Genomic DNA, 16774 nt, shown 5'->3' with positions numbered 1-16774 from the left:
CTCCGAGCTGGAAGGGGGAGGGGAGAGGTCAGCAGTGGCAGGCGGACTCGCCGTGGGCGACGGTGCCCGGGACGTCGAGCGTAGGGTTGCGGTCGAAGAACCCGACCGGCTTGAGGGTGAAGCCGGTGTAGTCGACCGGCATGATCGGCCAGTCCTCCGGCCGGGGGTAATGGGTGAGCCCGAAGGTGTGCCAGACGACGATGTCCTCGTTGTCGACGCTGCGGTTGCCGGCGACAAACGCGGGCAGTCCGGCGTCACCGGGATGCTGGTTCACGAAATCGCCCGCCGCATAGAGCTCGTCCTCGGCATGCTGGGTGACCCAGAGGTGCTTGGTGGCGAACGCGGCGCGCTTGGCCACCGACGACTGCGGGTCGGCCAGCAAGGTCTGCTTGCCCTCGGGGAACAGACCGTAGGCGACCGGGTGCCCGAGACGGTTGGTCACGTTCGGGTTGGTGATGTGCCAGACACGGCCGACGGCGTTGTCGGCGTCGCGCTGGGCTTCGGACTCGGTGCGCAACACCGTCTTCGAGAGCGTGAACGCGTTTCCGTGCCGGTTGCCCTCGCCCATCGGCACCCGCACGCTGTCGACCTCCTCGACGCTGTTGCGTGCGCCGTCGATCATCATGTCGAGGCGGGCGCTGAACAGGTGCTGGTGGTAGGGCGCGCCGAGGCCGGGGGCGATCTCCGACGCGTAGGCGTAGTCGTTGCCCGGGTAGGCCGACGTGAAGACGATTCCCGTTGCCTTGACCTCGAATTCGATGGTGCCGTCGAGGTACAGGTACCAGAAGAAGCCGTAGTCGTAGTTGCCGATGGTGGTGAAGAAGGAGATCACCAGGCGCCGCTGCCGGCGGGTTTCGTGCGAGCCGGCCCACAGGTCGGTGTGCTTCCACAGGATGCCGAAGTCCTCTTCGTGCATGCAGATGGCGTTGCGCAAGGTGTGCGGCGCCCCCTGCTCGTCGGCCACGACGGCGTCGAAGTAGGTGATGTCGCCGACGCAGTCGCACCCGAGTTCCAGGGCGTTCGCGTAGCGGCCCACGAGGTACTCGCCGGTGTCGAAGTAGTTCTGCCACGAGCGGACCGGGGAGGGGTCACCGTAGGGCACGACCATCTCGGCGATCGAGGCGCGGTGGATGACCGGGCGGGTACGGCCGCCGTCGTCGAAGCCGATCTGGTGCAGGACGAGTCCCTCGCGGGCGTCGAACCCGACGCGCAGGCTCCACTTCTCCCATTCGACGAGGTTGCCGGTGACGGTGAAGCTGGGACCCTCGGGCTGGGTGATCTCGATCGGCTTCTGCGTGGTGCGGGTCGGCCCGGCGATTGCCGGGTCGTTGAAGTTGCCGGATTCCTGCGGGATCGGGACGGGCCCGAGGTCGAGCACCTGCAGGACCTCGCGGGCGGTGACGTCGACGAAGGCCACGAGACCGTCGATGGGATGGGCCCACGGGTGGTCGGTGGGTTCGGGCTGCAGGAACGCGAGGCCGCGCAGGATGCGGCGGCCCTCTTCGCCGGGGTAGTCGAAGACGCCGGCCGAAAGGGGGGCGACCCGGACCTGCGCGACGTCCAGGTCGCGGGCGGCGAGCGCGGCCAGCCACCGGTCGTCCTTCGCCAAGACCTCCTCGACCAGGCCGAACTCCTCGTCGAGGACGGGAACCTGGCCGTCGGTGGCGGTGTCGAGCACGCGGTGCGACACCACCTTTCGGTCGGTCACCGACACGACCGCGTCGATCGACTCCGGCTTGGTGGGGTCGAGGAGCATCACGCGGAAACGACGATCCGTCGGCAGCTCGCTGGTGCCGTAGAGGACCGATTTCTCCGGCTCGACGAGGCCGACGTAGACGAACCGCGAAGTCGGGGAGGCCAGCTCGGCCTCGGTCAGGATCGCGCGGACGTCGTCGATCTCGCCTGCAACAGGCATGGACAGGGGATGGTCAACCGTGTCGGGTGTGATCGCCATTGGACTCTCCGTTTCAAGTGGTGTGGAACACAGTAGCACTCTTTTTCCTACATGTGTAGGAAATAGTGACGAAGGACTGTTTCCGGTGTGTGCGGGCTGTGTTACGTACTGTGTAACTTGCCCGGATCCCGGGAAAATGGTCAGTTGTACGAGGGGGACATCCCCGGGAGGTGGTGACGTCGTGCCGAAGATCGTCGACCACGATGAGCGGCGCCGCGAGATCATCGAGGTCGTCTGGCGGTTGGTCGCCACCCGCGGGATCGAGGCGATGAGCATGCGGACCATCGCCGAAGAGGCCGGTTACGCCAACGGCGTGCTCTCGTACTACTTCGCCAACAAGGACGACGTCATCCGGCAGGCGTACGACTACGTCTACACCGCGACCAACAACCGTATCGCCGGACTCATCGGTGACGCCCGCGGTCTGGCCGCCCTGAGGATCTTCTGCGGCGAGGTCATGCCCCGCACACCCGAAGCCCTACTGGAGGCGCGGATCGCCACAACGCTGTGGGACCGCGCCATGTACGACCCGGTCATCAACCGCACCAACGTCGAAGCAATGCAGACCTGGCGCGACGAGATCGCCGGCTTTCTCGACGACGCCGTCGCCGACGGCGAGATCCAGCCGACGGACACCGTTCTCGCTGCCGATTCGCTGCTCACGTCGATGATGGGCATGCAGATCATGGCCGTCCTGACGCCCGATCTGCTGCCGTCGGCGCGCCAGGACGAGCTACTCGAGAACTTCCTGGCCGGGTTGCACACCCCGCCTGCCCCTTCTCGCTGATCCCCCTCGCCGCTGATCCCCCTCGCCGCTGATCCCCCTCGCCGGTGGTCGCCCTCGCCGCTGATCGCTCTCGCCGCTGATCGAGTAAGGCTCCGAGCTTGCGAGGAACCGCATCGAGATCATGTTCACCGTCGATCTCGATGCGGTTCGCTCGCAAGCTCGCGGGCTTACTCGATCAGCGAGAATAGCCGCGAGGCAATAGCCGAGGGGGCGTCTTCCTTCGCTCCCTGAGGAGCCCGCGACGAAGGAGCGGGCGTCTCGAAGGGTCTGCCACACAACCGATTAGCTCAATGCGCCGCACCCAATTCCACGAACAGCACGTCCACGATGATGAGCACGATCCCGCTGAGCATCCGTCGATTGAGCGCCTCGCCGAAGAGATACTTGGACGCGATCGCGGTGAGTGCGACCCCAGAGGCCGCCCACACCCCGTAGGCGACACCGAGCGGCATGTCGGCGCGCAACGTCAACAGCAGGAAACCGAAAGCGGCCAGGTAGCCGGCGGCCACCACCAGGTACCACCAGCGACCGGAGGTCACGGCGAGACGTAGCGAGAGCGTGCCCACGACCTCGCAGAGGATCGCGCCGACCAAGAAGACGTACATCATCGGCGCACCGCGGTCTCGTCATATTTGGTTGCCCCAGTTGGCAATTGACGACTATGGGAGTCGGTTTCCACGAGAAGCACGCCGCCGATGATGAGGACGAGGCCGATACCCATGAGCGGAGTGAACGCCTCCCCGAACAGCAGGGCGGAGAAGACCGCCGTCAACGCGACGCCCATCGCACCCCAGATGCCATACGCCGCACCGAGCGGCATGCCCAGCTTGAGTACCCACGCCAGGCAGCCGAATGCGGCAAGGTAGCCGACGGCAACGACCACATAGAGCCAGGGGTGGTTCTCAGAGCCCTTCAGCGACAGCGACGCGGCGACTTCGCTCACGATGGCACCGGCAAGAATCAGCCACTTCATACCGACGAGTATTCCAGCAGATCTCCACTGCACTCTGGAGAGTCCCCGACGGAGTGGGCGTTCGCAACGTGCGGACATGACCCGGGTTCCTTCTCAGACGAGCTGCGCTTGATAGTCGATGGATCGTCGCACGCTGGGCCACGCGAAACCCACCATCGCGAAGGTGGGGATCAGCAGGAGCAACCACTCGGCGGTGCCGCCATCTCCGCCCAGAAGCGCGTCGTAGTTGGTGAGCGCGAGGTAGATGACCAATGCGAATCCGAGAGTGGCGATGGATGGAGCGATAAGGGTTGTCCACGTGTTGGTTTCGAGCTTGGTGCGGGCGAAGAAGGCGATGATGGAGATCGACGTGAGGATCAGGATCACGATCAGACTGACGGTGCCCAACGACAGCAGCCAGCTGAATGTCACCGTGATCGGGTCGGCGCCGGCGAGTTCGAACACGGCAAGGATGACCGCCAACGCCATGCCGATCGACGCCGCGGCGACGGCAGGTGTTGCCCGGACAGGATGAGCGTGACCGAGTTGGCGCGGCAGGACACCGGCACGACCCAGCGCAAAGAGATAGCGCGCGAACATGTTCTGGAATCCGATGAGCATGGCAAGAAAGCTCGTCACCACCAAGACCTGCATGGTGGTCGTCAGCCACGGCCCGACTTCTGTTGTGGCGATGGCGAACACGAACCCGGCGGGATCGTTGGTCGCGGCGGACTGCACATTGTCGGCACCGACGGAGTTACCCAACGCCCACGTGGTCAGCGAATAGAAGATGCCGATGAAGGCTATCGAGCCATACACGGCACGCGGGATGGTGCGCCGTGGGTTCCTGGCCTCCTCGGAGAAGACCACGGTCGCTTCGAAACCGGTGAAGCACGTGATGCAGAAGAGGAACGCGACGCCCAGGCCCGGACCGGCCAGGTGGGTGGGATTGAATCCGGCGAGCGAGTTGCCGTCGGCTCCGCCGCCACCGAAGATAATCGCGGCGTCGAGGATGACGAAGGCCGCGATTTCCAGAGCGACCAGCGCGCCCAGAACGCGAAGGCTGACATCCACTCCGATCACGGTCAAGGCGGTGACAAGGGCGAGGCAGCCGAACAGGAGAATCCAACGCGGGACATCGATGCCGAGTTTGTCGGCGAGTAGTTGTTGCGCGAACACCGAGAACTGTGACCACAGAGCGGCCTGCAGGGCGGTGTAGGCGAGGATGGCGAGTCCGGCGGCGGCCGTCGCCGTCCGTACGCCGAGTCCGCGCGCGATGTAGGCGACAAATCCGCCGGCGTTGGTGATGTGACGGCTCATGGCGACGTAGCCGACCGAGAACACCGCGAACAGCAGTGCGGCAAGGAGATACACGAGAGGTGCGGTGACTCCGTTGGCGGAGAACACGATTGGTGATGCACCGACAATGGCCGCCATGGGTGCGACCGCGGCCACGACGAAGAAGACGATGGCGATGGCGCCGAGGCGGCCTGGGCGCAGCCCGCCGCGGTCGGACTCATGTGCCGTCGACTTCTGCGGAGCACCGGGTGAGTGGGTGGGTGAGTTGGACATGGGAACTCCAAGAAGGGTTGACGTCTGAGGCGCTGAACTGACGCGTTCAGTTGACGGCGGGTCCGGGTCGCACTTCGTCGACCCCGCCGGCACGACCGAACTCATGTGCATACGACCCCATGGTGATGTTGACCAGCTCGCCGCTCTGCTGATCGAGACCGAACTGGATGCCGACGGTGCGATGCGCATTGAGGTCGATGAGCACCATGCCCTCCACGCCGACGTTCTTCTCCAGCCAGGAGAACAGGTAGGTGTTCTCGCGCAGCTTCCAGTACGTGCACGCGTCGGTGTCGCCGACCCCGAGTTCGGCGCCGCCCAGGCACAACCAGGTGAACAGGTTCGTGTTGAGGTAGATGTGGTCGTAGACGTCGTCGCTGCTGTACGCGTAGCGGATGCGACGACCGATCAATTCATCGGTGCGCTGATGCATTGCGGTGCCGGGCTGCGCTGCGCCACCACGGACGCGGCCACGGAACCACCGCTGTCGCGCGAGATGGGGATCGGGCTCGATCCCGAGCTCGCCGATCGCACCGGTGACCAGACCACTTGTCGTGTCGATGGCCGCGCTCACCACGACCGGATGATCCGCCGAGTTGCGCCGATAGTGCAGGTAGTACAACCCTGGCTGCATCTCGAACAGTTCATGGGTGTCGCCGTCACCCGTCAACTCGCAGTCAGCGGTGGTGAAGGACCACGCGACGGTGGTGTCGGTGAACGAGTGGATGATCGTGACCGCGTCGTCGGTGTCGTCGAACACGGCGTCGACGACGATGGTCTGCCCCGACAGCCCGGTGCTGTGAGCCGGCCGGTACTCATCGAAGCCGTCGGCCATGTCGGTCAGGGATGCCCAATCCTTCTTGTTCCAGCTGAATGTGGGAGCAGCGGTGGTCATGGAGATCCTTCGTGGTTGTTCCGTCGCCGCGGTCACGTGACGACATCGCCGGAAATTGAACAGTTGGTCGATTGTGACCGCTGGCACAAGAATGAACCAAATGGTCAAATTAGTCAAGGCATGGAACAGTGTGTGGGGATCGGTAATGTTGCCGAGATCAGAAGTAACTGGTGAGGAGACCGCGCATGTCAACGTCGACTGATCAAGTGGCGCGTCGGCGGTATGGCGAGGGACGTGACGCATTGCTCGACGCCGCGGTCCGTGTCGTCGCTGATATTGGATTGCGGCGCTTGACATATCGTGCGGTGGCGAAGGAAGCGGGCGTCGGGCACACGCTCGTTGCGCACCATTTCGGTTCCATTGATGCGCTCATCGAGGCCGCGCTGAAACGCTCGTTGACGTTGAGTGTCGAGTCCGTCAGCAGCCGCCCGGGCTCCGGTGATCTCGACGCACTCTTCGAGGGTTTGGCAGAACTGGCCACGGCCAAGGCCGCCGGCGAGGCGTTTCAATTCGAGGTCATCCTGGAATCGCGCCGTCGCCCCGAACTGCAGCATCACGTCGAGGACATCTACGAGGCCTACATCGACGCGATCCACTCGGAACTCGTCCTGGCGGGACTGACCCCGGATCGAGACTTCACCCACCTCGTCTACGTCGCCGCCGAGGGGTTGGTGTTCAACCAGATCACCCACGGCAGTGCGGCACAGACGAAGCGGTCGCTGGCTCACCTGCGCACCCTGCTCGACCAGGCCCGGAAGGCCTCACCCTAGGGTGCACAGTCCGCGTCTGTCGGTTCGTCCCCCCTCGTCTGGTTCGTCCGCCCCCTGCACAGCGAGGACGAACGGACACGCGGGGGACGAACTTTGTGGGCGACAACGGACGACCGCGGCGGCTGTGGATGACTCGAGGGTGGCGGCGGGGACCTGTGGATGAGTTTCGGGCAGGTGGCCGAATCGACGGCAAGATCACCCACCATGAAACACCTTCCGATCGGCGCCGAGCATCTTCTGTTCCGATCCGACGCGATCAAGCAGGGCGTCACCGACGAGGCGTTGAGGGCAGATGTGCGCGACCGACGCAAGATCCGCGTGTGGCGTGGCGCCTACCTCGCGAGCGACACGTCCGTACCCGGTGTAGTGGCGTCTCGCTACCGTCAAGAACTCGAGCGACATCACGCCATGGTCGTCGCGGCATCGCGCAACGGTGGGCCCGGCCGGATCGTCAGTCATACGTCGGCCGCTGTGCTGCATGGTATTCCGATGCTGCGGCCCGACCTGTCGATCGTGCATTTCACCGCAGCCACGACCGGCAAACGATCGGCACACGGGATCACGCATCAGGCGACACTCAAGGACTCCGAGATCCTATTCCTCGACGGCCTGCCGGCCACCTCGCCGGCGCGCACCGTGTGCGATGCGGCCCGGCTCGGAAGCGTGGAACAGGCGGTGTGCGTCCTCGACTCGGGTCTGCATCTCGGAGTGACACGGGATGAGATCGACGAACAGGCTCGACGACTGCGCCGCCATCACGGTGCACCGACCCTGCGTGCGGCGCTCGCACTCGCCGACGGTCGCGCCGAGAGCGTCGGCGAAACGGTGAGCAGGCTGGTGCTCGCCGACAATCCACTCATCCCAGAGCCCGAACTCCAGGTCCCGATCTGGATCGACCTCGACGGGGGCAAACATGTGTACGGCGACTTCGGGTGGCGTGACGAATCGGGCACCCTCCGACTGATCGGGGAATTCGACGGGCGGGTCAAGTATCACCGATCCAATCCGTTCAGTGATCAATTGCCCGAGGACGTTGTCTTTGCCGAGAAACTCCGCGAGGACGCGATTCGCGCGACGGGCCCGAATGTTGTCCGATGGATCTGGGCCGACTCGATGCGGCCCAGAATCCTGCACGCCAAGGTGTTGTCAGCCCTGCAGTTGGTCAGCCTTCTGCCGTGAGAGTTCCTCCGCCGCTTGCAGGTTCGTCCTCCCCGAGCACGGGGAGGACGAACCAGGTGCGGGCGGAAGAACTGATCTGCGCCCACCGGGGGCGATGGTCAGACGGTCTCCTTGGCACGAGCGGGGATGTTCTGCGGCAACAGGTTCTGCGCGAAGAACGCGCCCAGTTCGGCGGTCGCCGACAGCGGCAGCACCTGAGCCACGTACTGATCCGGCCGGACCACGACGACGGCGCCGCGGCGGTCGATGCCGCGTTCGGCGAAGATGTCGACCTGCGGGTCGGTGGCGTAGACCTTCTCGTAGTCGGTGACACCGAACGGTCCGACCTTCGGCAGGAAGATCGCCGGTACGGTGCCCAGGTCGACCTGGGTGTGGTCACCCTGATACACGACCTTCACGTCGATGATCGAGTCGATATCGGCGCCCCTGGGCGTGTGGCGCACGACCGGGGACTCCGGCGACGTGGCCAGCCAGTTGGCGAAGTCGTCGAGCGTCGAGACATCGATGGCCGCACTGTTCACCGCGGCGGCGGCGTCGGGGGCGAAAACATAGACACGCCAACGACCGTCGGCCCGATGGTGATGGCCGAGCTGCACCGGATTGGCGTCGCACACCCGCACGGCCGGCGCGGACTTGAACCGCTTGCCGATGGGGAAACCGGTGGCCAGACTCTGGTGCGAGGAGTCGCCGACGATCATCGACTGCTGGTACTGCGTCATGAAACCGGCGGGGAATTCGGCGGTCTTGACGTAGAAGTCCTCGAGTTCCGACGGGGAGTCGAACTCCTCGGGCCGCTTGGCCATCATCGTCGACCATTCCCGGTCGAAGTCGATGAGGTTCTGCGCGATCACCTGTCGCTCAGCCGAATACGTGGCCAGCAGCGACTCGGGTGCCCGGCCTTCGAGCACGTGTCCGAGCTTCCAGCCGATGTTGAAGCCGTCCTGCATGGACACGTTCATGCCCTGGCCGGCCTTGGCGCTGTGGGTGTGGCAGGCGTCGCCGGTGATGAACACCCGCGGGGTCCGCGTGCCGATGGCCTCCACGGGGACGTCGTCGAAGCGGTCGGTGACGCGGTGGCCGACCTCGTAGACACTGTGCCAGGCAACGTTCTTCACATCGAGGGTGTAGGGATGCAGGATCTCGTTCGCCTGCTTGATGATGTCCTCGATGCCGGTCTTGCGGATGCTGCCGTTGTCGTTCTCCGGCACCACACCGAGATCGACGTACATCCGGAACAGGAACCCGCCCTCACGGGGGATCAGCAGAATGCTGCCACCGGAACCGGATTGGATCGCGCACTTGGTGCGGATGTCCGGGAAGTCGGTGTTGGCCAGCACGTCCATCACGCCCCACGCGTGATTTGCCTTGTCGCCGTGCGGAGTACATCCTATCGAGTCGCGAACGCGGCTGTGTGCGCCGTCGGCGCCGACCACGTACTTGGCGCGCACCGTGCGGGTGGCGCCCTCGTTCGGTCCGGCCGTGTGCTCCAAGGTCACCGTAACCGGGTATTCGCCGTCTCCGACCTCGAGCGTCTTGAACATGTAGCCGAAGTCGGGACGCATGCGGGTGGGGGAGTTGGCCATGAACTCGGCGAAGTAGTCGAGCACCCGGGCCTGGTTCACGATGAGGTGCGGGAACTCGCTGATGCCGGTGGGGTCGTCCTCGGTGCGCGCGGCCCGGACGATCTTCGACGAGTCGTTGGGGTCCGGCTTCCAGAACGCCATTTCGGTGATCCGGTAGGCCTCGGCGATGATCCGCTCGGCGAACCCGAAGGCCTGGAAGGTTTCCACGCTGCGGGCCTGGATACCGTCGGCCTGCCCGATCGCGAGTCGACCGGGACGGCGTTCGACGATGCGGGTGGTGACATTGGGGAACTGGGAGAGTTGCGCGGCGGTGACGATCCCCGCCGGACCGGTGCCGACGATGAGCACGTCGACCTCATCGGGCAACTCGTCGGGACGGCTGACGCCGACCCCCGCGGCCGGCTGGACCCGTGGGTCGCCGGAGACGTAACCGTGGTGATGAAACTGCATTGTTCAGACCCTCGTCATTCCTCTGATCGGACTAACTGCTTGTTCTGCTTCGTGGTCGGGGCCCAACGCGATCCCGCTGCGGTCGCGCAGCGCCAGGGTCGCGATGAGACTGATGAGCACCACACCGCCGAGGTAGAGCACGACGGAGGCGGGGGTGCCGGTGGCGCGGACGAGCGCCGCGGCAATCATCGGGGCGAACGCGCCACCGAGGATGGCGCCGATGGCGTAGGAGATGGAGACGCCGGAGAACCGGATCGACGCCGGGAACAGTTCCGAGTAGAGCGCCGCCTGCGGGCCGTAGGTGAACCCGAGGCCGATGGTCAGCAGCGCCAGCCCGACGAACAACAGCCAGACGTTTCCGGTGTTGACCAGCGGGAACAGCGGCAGCAGCCCGGCGAGCAGCAGGAGCCATCCGATGAGGTAGGTGGTGCGCCGGCCGATGCGGTCGCTGATCGCGGCGCCGAGGGCGGTGAAGATCAGCCAGGTCACCGCGGATCCGGCGACCGCCCACAGCACGGGGCCGCGCGCCAATCCGACGGGCCCGGCGGCGGCGGTGGCGTAGCTCTGGATGTATCCACCGGTCGTCATATAGCCGACGGCGCTGTTGCCGGCGAACATCAGTGCCGCGATCAGCACGAGCACCCCGTGGCGGCGAAACAGTTCGACGATGGGTGTCTTGGTCTGCTCCTTGCGTTCGGCGATCTCGAGGAACACCGGGCTCTCTTCGACGCGACGGCGGATGTAGTGGCCGACGAGGATCAGCACGATCGAGAACAGGAACGGCACACGCCAGCCCCAACTCAGGAACGCATCACCGGGGGCGATGACCGTCATCAGGGCCATCATCCCGGAGGCCAGCAACAGGCCGAGTGGCACACCGATCTGCGGTGATGCGCCGAAGATGCCGCGTTTGTGATCGGGTGCGTGTTCGACGGCCATCAGCACGGCGCCGCCCCATTCGCCGCCGGCGGAAATGCCCTGCAGGATGCGCAGGGTGATGAGCAGGATCGGCGCGGCGATCCCGATCGCTTCATAGGTCGGCAATACGCCGACGAGCGTGGTGGCCACACCCATGGTCACCAGTGTGACCATCAGGATGACGCGGCGACCGTACTTATCCCCGAAATGTCCGGCGAGAAACGCGCCGAGCGGTCGGAACAGGAAGCTGATGCCGACGGTGAGGAACGACAGGATCGTCGCGATGCCCTCACCGGCGGGCTTGAAGAACAATTCGCCGAAGACCAGGCCGGCTGCGGCGGCGTAGACGAAGAAGTCGTACCACTCGACGGTCGTGCCGACGATGGTGGCGAAAACGACTCGGCGACGGTCGGTTTCGGTGGGGGTGAGGTGACTGTCCGACGGTTGCGGGGGAGATGCGGTCATGGCGGGAGAACTCCTTGTTCGGTGCCGGCCTGCCGTCGTGAGCGGCATGTGTCGGGCTGGGTGGTGGTGCGGACCACGTCGTGAAAACTCTGCGATGTGGGTCACTTGCCATCCGTGGGACCAAACATATACGATCTCGTATACCCGTTGCAAGATACGTTTTCGTATACGACTTGAGCCAAGGAGGCCGGCCATGACGACCGAGTCCGAACCGACAGCCGCAGTGAGGTCAACGCTCACGACCGGCAGGCCCGGCAAGATCGTCGCCATTCATCTCAGCTACGCCTCCCGCGCCGACCAGCGCGGACGTCGCCCGGATCATCCGTCGTACTTCTTCAAGCCGTCGAGTTCGGTCGCCGACAGCGGGGGAGTCATCGAGCGCCCGGAGGGCACCGAACTGCTGGCGTTCGAAGGTGAGGTCGCGCTGGTCATCGGCACACCCGCCCGTCGGGTATCGCAGACGTCGGCCTGGGACCACGTCGCCTCGGTGACCGCCGCCAACGATTTCGGACTCTACGACCTGCGTGCCAACGACAAGGGCTCCAATGTCCGATCCAAGGGCGGCGACGGATTCACCCCGCTGGGCCCCGACCTGATCGACGCCCGTGCCGTCGATCCCACTGACCTGCGCCTGCGCACCTGGGTCAATGGTGTTCTGGCGCAGGACGATACGACGGGCGGGATGATCTTCCCGCTGACCCAGCTCGTCGCCGACCTCTCCCAGCACTTCACCCTGGAGACCGGGGACGTCATCCTCACCGGCACCCCGGCCGGATCCTCGGTGGTCGTGCCCGGCGACGTCGTCGAGGTGGAGGTCGATGCACCGAGTGCGCCCGGCACCCCGACCTCGGGCCGGCTGACCACCACCGTGGTCGCCGGCAGCCACGGCTTCGACGCCGCCCTCGGCTCGCTGCCCGCCGTCGACGACACCCAGCGCGCCGAGGCCTGGGGCTCGCGGGAAGCCGCGGGTCTTGCCGAACCCACACCGACCGGCCTGAGTGACGCACTGCGCGAAAAGCTTTCACAGATCCCCGTCGCGGCGATCTCCGGGCAACTCCGCAAGCGGGGCCTCAATAACGTCTCCATCGACGGCGTCCGCGCCCAGGTACCCGGCACCAAGCTCGTCGGCACCGCCCGCACCCTGCGCTTCGTCCCCAACCGTGAAGACCTCTTCGAGTCCCACGGCGGCGGATTCAACGCCCAGAAGCAGGTGTTCGACGCCGTCGGACCGGGCGAGGTCATCGTGATCGAGGCACGCGGGGAGACCGGCTCGGGCACCCTCGGCGACATCCTCGCCATCCGTGCCAAAGCTCGCGGCGCCGCCGGCATCGTCACCGACGGCGGAGTACGCGACTACGACGCCGTCGCCGAGATCGGTGTGCCGGTGTTCACCGCCGGACCGCATCCCGCGGTCCTCGGCCGCAAGCACGTGCCGTGGGACTCGGATCTGACCATCGCCTGCGGCGGTGCCACCGTGCAGCCCGGCGACATCATCGTCGGCGACGGCGACGGTGTGGTCGTCATTCCGCCCGGCATCGCCGAGGAGGTCGCCGATGCCGCACTGGCCCAGGAGCAGCAGGACGCGTGGGTGGCCGAGCAGGTAGCCGCCGGCCATCCGGTCGACGGACTGTTCCCCCCGAACGCCGAGTGGAAGGCGAGGTACGCGCAATGGCGCAAGACGCAGTGAAACCGGCAGCGATGAAGTCTGTACCGGCACAGAGCAAGTCGCAGGTGGCCTACCACTGGATCAAGGAACGCATCGCCCGCCAGGACTTCACCCCCGGCTACCGCCTGGTGCTGAGTTCGCTGGCCAAGGAGCTCGACATGAGCGTGGTGCCGGTCCGTGAGGCGATCCGCCAGCTCGAGGCCGAGGGCCTGGTCACCTTCGAACGCAACATCGGCGCCCAGGTGTCGATGGTCGACGACTCCCAGTACCGCCACAGCATGCAGGCGCTGAGCATCTTGGAGGGTGCGGCGACCGCCTTGGCGGCCCGTCGCCTCACCGAGGAGGACCTGCGGCACGCCCGGGCGGTCAACGAGCGGATGATCGAGTCGCTGGACCACTTCGACCCGGGCCTGTTCACCGCGCTCAACCAAGAGTTCCATGCCGCGCTCTTCACGAAATGCGTCAACCCGCGCATGGTGACCCTGGTGGAGGCCGAATGGGCGCGCCTCGGCCACTTGCGGTCGTCGACCTTCTCCTTCGTCCCCGGACGGGCGAAGGAGTCGGTGCGCGAGCACGAGAACATCGTGCGGCTCATCGAGATCGGCGCACCGCTCGGCGAGATCGAGAAGGTCGCCCGCCGTCACCGCGCCGCCACCCTCGACGCCTACATGGTGCACGAACACCCCGACGAAACCCTGGGCCTCCCGGCCTACTGACCCGAACCCCGACCCCGTCCAGAACTGGAGCAAGCATGACCAACACGGTGAGTACCCCAGCAGCACAGCAGGTTCCGGAGGATCTGCCCACCCGCATCCAGCACTACATCGGCGGCAAGTTCGTCGACTCGATCGACGGCGACACCTTCGACGTGCTCGACCCGGTCTCCAACGAGACCTACGTGCAGGCCGCGGCCGGCAAGAAGGCCGACATCGACCTCGCGGTCGCGGCCGCCCAGAAGGCCTTCGCCGAGGGCCCGTGGCCGAGGATGCTGCCGCGCGAACGCTCCCGCATCTTGCACCGCATCGCCGACATCGTCGAATCCCGCGATACCCGCCTCGCCGAGCTGGAATCGTTCGACTCGGGCCTGCCCATCACCCAGGCACTCGGACAGGCGCGCCGCGCCGCCGAGAACTTCCGGTTCTTCGCCGACCTGATCGTCGCGCAGGCCGACGACACCTACAAGGTGCCCGGCCGTCAGGTCAACTACGTCAACCGCAAGCCGATCGGCGTCGCCGGCCTCATCACCCCGTGGAACACCCCGTTCATGCTGGAGTCGTGGAAGCTGGGCCCCGCGCTGGCGACCGGTAACACGGTGGTGCTCAAGCCCGCCGAGTTCACCCCGCTCTCAGCGTCGTTGTGGGCGGGCATCTTCGAGGAAGCCGGCCTGCCCGAGGGCGTGTTCAACCTTGTCAACGGACTCGGTGAGGACGCCGGCGACGCGCTGGTGAAACACCCTGACGTGCCACTCATCTCGTTCACCGGCGAGTCCAGCACCGGCCAGCTCATCTTCGGCAACGCGGCGCCGTTCCTCAAGGGTCTGTCGATGGAACTCGGCGGCAAGAGCCCGGCCGTGGTGTTCGCCGACGCCGACCTCGACGCCGCGATCGACGCCACCATCTTCGGTGTGTTCTCCCTCAACGGTGAGCGCTGCACCGCCGGTAGCCGCATCCTCGTCGAACGGCCCGTCTACGACGAGTTCGTCGAACGCTATGCGGCACAGGCCAAGCGGGTGAAGGTCGGCTTCCCCCACGATCCGGCCACCGAGGTCGGTGCACTGGTGCACCCCGAGCACTACGACAAGGTCATGAGCTACGTCGAGATCGGCAAGGGCGAGGCACGCCTCGTCGCCGGCGGTGGGCGTCCCGAGGGTTTCGAGACCGGAAACTTCGTCGCACCAACGGTGTTCGCCGACGTCAAGCCGGACGCCCGGATCTTCCAGGAGGAGATCTTCGGCCCCGTCGTCGCGATCACCCCGTTCGACACCGAACAAGAAGCCCTCGAACTCGCCAACGGCGTGAAATATGGTCTGGCCGCCTACATCTGGACCAACGACCTCAAGCGGGCCCACAACTTCTCGCAGGCCGTCGAGGCCGGCATGGTGTGGCTCAACTCGAACAACGTCCGCGATCTGCGCACCCCGTTCGGCGGCGTGAAGGCCTCGGGTCTCGGACACGAGGGCGGCTACCGCTCGATCGACTTCTACACCGATCAGCAGGCCGTGCACATCACCCTCGGCAAGGTCCACAACCCGACCTTCGGCAAGCAGTAGTCCAGAACCTCCATCCCATAACCACTTTCATCACCAAGGACGTTGACATGACCAACCGCGAAGAGATGACCCTGACCTCATCGGGCTACTACGTCTCGCAGGAAGCCCCCATCCATTCCGACAACCCGGTCTCCACGCCGCAGTCCTCGCCGCCGGACATCCTGCGCTGTGCCTACATGGAGATCGTCGTCACCGACCTCGCGGCGTCGCGTGAGTTCTACGTCGACGTGCTCGGCCTGTACGTGACCGAAGAGGACGACGAGGCGATCTACCTGCGCTCCACCGAGGAGTTCATCCACCACAACCTGGTGCTGCGCAAGGGTCCGGTCGCCGCGGTCGCCGCATTCTCCTACCGCGTGCGCAGCCCCGAGGACCTCGACAAGGCGGTCGCCTTCTACACCGAGATCGGTTGCCGCGTGGAGCGTCGCGCGGAGGGCTTCGTCAAGGGCATCGGCGACTCGGTGCGCGTGGAGGATCCGCTCGGCTTCCCGTACGAGTTCTTCTACCAGACCGACCACGTCGAGCGGCTGTCGTGGCGCTACGACCTGCACACCCCGGGCGAGCTGGTGCGACTGGACCACTTCAATCAGGTCACCCCGGACGTCCCGCGCGCCGTACGCCACTACCAAGACCTCGGCTTCCGGGTGACCGAGGACATCCAGGACGAGCACGGCACCGTCTACGCAGCTTGGATGCGTCGCAAGCCCACCGTGCACGACACCGCCACCACCGGCGGCGACGGACCGCGCATGCACCACGTCGCGTTCGCCACCCACGAGAAGCACAACATTCTCGCCATCTGCGACAAGCTCGGCGCGCTGCGCCGGTCCGACGCCATCGAGCGCGGCCCCGGCCGCCACGGCGTCTCCAACGCCTTCTACCTGTACCTGCGCGACCCGGACGGCCACCGCGTCGAGATCTACACCCAGGACTATTACACCGGCGACCCCGACAACCCGGTCGTCACCTGGGACGTGCACGACAACCAGCGCCGCGACTGGTGGGGCAACCCCGTCGTCCCGAGCTGGTACACCGAGGCGTCGCTCGTGCTCGACCTCGACGGCAACCCGCAGCCCGTGGTGGCCCGCACCGACGACTCCGAGATGGCCGTCACCATCGGCGCCGACGGCTTCTCCTACACTCGCAAGAACGACGACGAGGAGATGCCCGACTGGAAGAAGGGCGAATACAAGCTGGGCGCGCAGCTGTAGCAACCCGCTGCCACCCCCGCTGATCGAGACCCGCCGCCACCCCCGCTGGTCGAGTCGCTCCCTCCGCTGATCGAGTAAGCCCGCGAGCGCAGCGAGCGAGCGCATC

General features: G+C 65.9%; 14 protein-coding genes. 7 read left to right on the top strand and 7 right to left on the bottom strand.

The annotated features are described in order from the left end of the window. Positions 1-28: 28 nt before the first annotated feature. Positions 29-1954, bottom strand: a complete 1926-nt coding sequence (locus ACWDTI_RS19525) for a primary-amine oxidase (RefSeq protein ID WP_449739769.1) — start codon at positions 1952-1954, stop codon at positions 29-31. A 181-nt stretch (positions 1955-2135) separates the two neighbouring features. Here ACWDTI_RS19525 and ACWDTI_RS19520 point away from each other — a divergent pair, with 181 nt between their 5' ends. Continuing rightward, the gene (locus ACWDTI_RS19520) at positions 2136-2741 is read left to right on the top strand and encodes a TetR/AcrR family transcriptional regulator (protein ID WP_449739768.1); all 606 of its coding nucleotides are present in this window, start codon (positions 2136-2138) and stop codon (positions 2739-2741) included. Between the two features lie 287 nt (positions 2742-3028). Here ACWDTI_RS19520 and ACWDTI_RS19515 read toward each other — a convergent pair whose 3' ends face one another. The 4 genes from ACWDTI_RS19515 to ACWDTI_RS19500 all read right to left on the bottom strand — a co-directional run bounded on the left by ACWDTI_RS19515 (position 3029) and on the right by ACWDTI_RS19500 (position 6157). Then, positions 3029-3349, bottom strand: coding sequence for a DMT family transporter (locus ACWDTI_RS19515; RefSeq protein WP_449739767.1), 321 nt, complete (start codon positions 3347-3349; stop codon positions 3029-3031). After that, a complete protein-coding gene (locus tag ACWDTI_RS19510; protein ID WP_449739766.1) occupies positions 3346-3714 on the bottom strand; it encodes a DMT family transporter in 369 nt (122 codons plus the stop codon). The genes ACWDTI_RS19515 and ACWDTI_RS19510 overlap by 4 nt, the downstream gene beginning before the upstream one ends. A gap of 93 nt (positions 3715-3807) precedes the next feature. Next, the gene (locus tag ACWDTI_RS19505) at positions 3808-5265 is read right to left on the bottom strand and encodes an APC family permease (protein ID WP_449739765.1); all 1458 of its coding nucleotides are present in this window, start codon (positions 5263-5265) and stop codon (positions 3808-3810) included. 46 nt (positions 5266-5311) lie between these two features. Continuing rightward, positions 5312-6157 carry a MoaF C-terminal domain-containing protein gene (locus ACWDTI_RS19500; RefSeq protein ID WP_449739764.1) on the bottom strand — a complete coding sequence of 282 codons (846 nt, stop codon included), beginning with the start codon at positions 6155-6157 and terminating at the stop codon, positions 5312-5314. A gap of 185 nt (positions 6158-6342) precedes the next feature. Here ACWDTI_RS19500 and ACWDTI_RS19495 point away from each other — a divergent pair, with 185 nt between their 5' ends. Together ACWDTI_RS19495 and ACWDTI_RS19490 are read left to right on the top strand one after the other, a co-directional pair. Next, entirely contained in the window at positions 6343-6927 is a 585-nt protein-coding gene (locus ACWDTI_RS19495; RefSeq protein WP_449739763.1) for a TetR/AcrR family transcriptional regulator, read from the top strand. A 204-nt stretch (positions 6928-7131) separates the two neighbouring features. Continuing rightward, positions 7132-8106, top strand: coding sequence for a hypothetical protein (locus ACWDTI_RS19490; protein ID WP_449739762.1), 975 nt, complete (start codon positions 7132-7134; stop codon positions 8104-8106). A 98-nt stretch (positions 8107-8204) separates the two neighbouring features. Here ACWDTI_RS19490 and ACWDTI_RS19485 read toward each other — a convergent pair whose 3' ends face one another. Next, the gene (locus ACWDTI_RS19485) at positions 8205-10139 is read right to left on the bottom strand and encodes an FAD-binding monooxygenase (RefSeq protein WP_449739761.1); all 1935 of its coding nucleotides are present in this window, start codon (positions 10137-10139) and stop codon (positions 8205-8207) included. Between the two features lie 3 nt (positions 10140-10142). After that, positions 10143-11522, bottom strand: coding sequence for an MFS transporter (locus ACWDTI_RS19480; RefSeq protein ID WP_449739760.1), 1380 nt, complete (start codon positions 11520-11522; stop codon positions 10143-10145). Between the two features lie 193 nt (positions 11523-11715). Between ACWDTI_RS19480 and ACWDTI_RS19475 the strand changes: the two genes are divergently transcribed. From ACWDTI_RS19475 to hpaD, 4 genes are read left to right on the top strand one after another with little or no spacing between them, the layout of a single operon-like run. After that, entirely contained in the window at positions 11716-13209 is a 1494-nt protein-coding gene (locus ACWDTI_RS19475) for a fumarylacetoacetate hydrolase family protein (protein ID WP_449739759.1), read from the top strand. Beyond that, positions 13191-13904: a GntR family transcriptional regulator gene (locus ACWDTI_RS19470; RefSeq protein WP_449739758.1), complete on the top strand. Its 714-nt coding sequence runs from the start codon at positions 13191-13193 to the stop codon at positions 13902-13904. Before ACWDTI_RS19475 ends, ACWDTI_RS19470 begins: the two co-directional genes overlap by 19 nt. 35 nt (positions 13905-13939) lie before the next feature. Further along, complete coding sequence (gene hpaE / locus ACWDTI_RS19465; RefSeq protein ID WP_449739757.1) at positions 13940-15457, top strand: 5-carboxymethyl-2-hydroxymuconate semialdehyde dehydrogenase; 1518 nt, start codon at positions 13940-13942, stop codon at positions 15455-15457. Between the two features lie 47 nt (positions 15458-15504). After that, positions 15505-16668 (top strand): 3,4-dihydroxyphenylacetate 2,3-dioxygenase, encoded by a 1164-nt coding sequence (hpaD, locus tag ACWDTI_RS19460; RefSeq protein WP_449739756.1) that lies wholly within the window; start codon positions 15505-15507, stop codon positions 16666-16668. The last annotated feature ends 106 nt before the right edge of the window (positions 16669-16774 follow it).

This window comes from Gordonia sp. NPDC003424 (assembly GCF_053588655.1).
This window is presented reverse-complemented; position numbering and strand designations above follow the sequence as displayed.

Excerpts from the sequence above, each read along its gene's own strand:
- ACWDTI_RS19525 (WP_449739769.1), bottom strand. The coding sequence starts at position 1,954 with ATGGCGATCACACCCGACACGGTTGACCATCCCCTGTCCATGCCTGTT.
- ACWDTI_RS19515 (WP_449739767.1), bottom strand. The coding sequence starts at position 3,349 with ATGATGTACGTCTTCTTGGTCGGCGCGATCCTCTGCGAGGTCGTGGGC.
- ACWDTI_RS19510 (WP_449739766.1), bottom strand. The coding sequence starts at position 3,714 with ATGAAGTGGCTGATTCTTGCCGGTGCCATCGTGAGCGAAGTCGCCGCG.
- ACWDTI_RS19505 (WP_449739765.1), bottom strand. The coding sequence starts at position 5,265 with ATGTCCAACTCACCCACCCACTCACCCGGTGCTCCGCAGAAGTCGACG.
- ACWDTI_RS19500 (WP_449739764.1), bottom strand. The coding sequence starts at position 6,157 with ATGACCACCGCTGCTCCCACATTCAGCTGGAACAAGAAGGATTGGGCA.
- ACWDTI_RS19495 (WP_449739763.1), top strand. The coding sequence starts at position 6,343 with ATGTCAACGTCGACTGATCAAGTGGCGCGTCGGCGGTATGGCGAGGGA.
- ACWDTI_RS19490 (WP_449739762.1), top strand. The coding sequence starts at position 7,132 with ATGAAACACCTTCCGATCGGCGCCGAGCATCTTCTGTTCCGATCCGAC.
- ACWDTI_RS19485 (WP_449739761.1), bottom strand. The coding sequence starts at position 10,139 with ATGCAGTTTCATCACCACGGTTACGTCTCCGGCGACCCACGGGTCCAG.
- ACWDTI_RS19480 (WP_449739760.1), bottom strand. The coding sequence starts at position 11,522 with ATGACCGCATCTCCCCCGCAACCGTCGGACAGTCACCTCACCCCCACC.
- ACWDTI_RS19475 (WP_449739759.1), top strand. The coding sequence starts at position 11,716 with ATGACGACCGAGTCCGAACCGACAGCCGCAGTGAGGTCAACGCTCACG.
- ACWDTI_RS19470 (WP_449739758.1), top strand. The coding sequence starts at position 13,191 with ATGGCGCAAGACGCAGTGAAACCGGCAGCGATGAAGTCTGTACCGGCA.
- hpaE (WP_449739757.1), top strand. The coding sequence starts at position 13,940 with ATGACCAACACGGTGAGTACCCCAGCAGCACAGCAGGTTCCGGAGGAT.
- hpaD (WP_449739756.1), top strand. The coding sequence starts at position 15,505 with ATGACCAACCGCGAAGAGATGACCCTGACCTCATCGGGCTACTACGTC.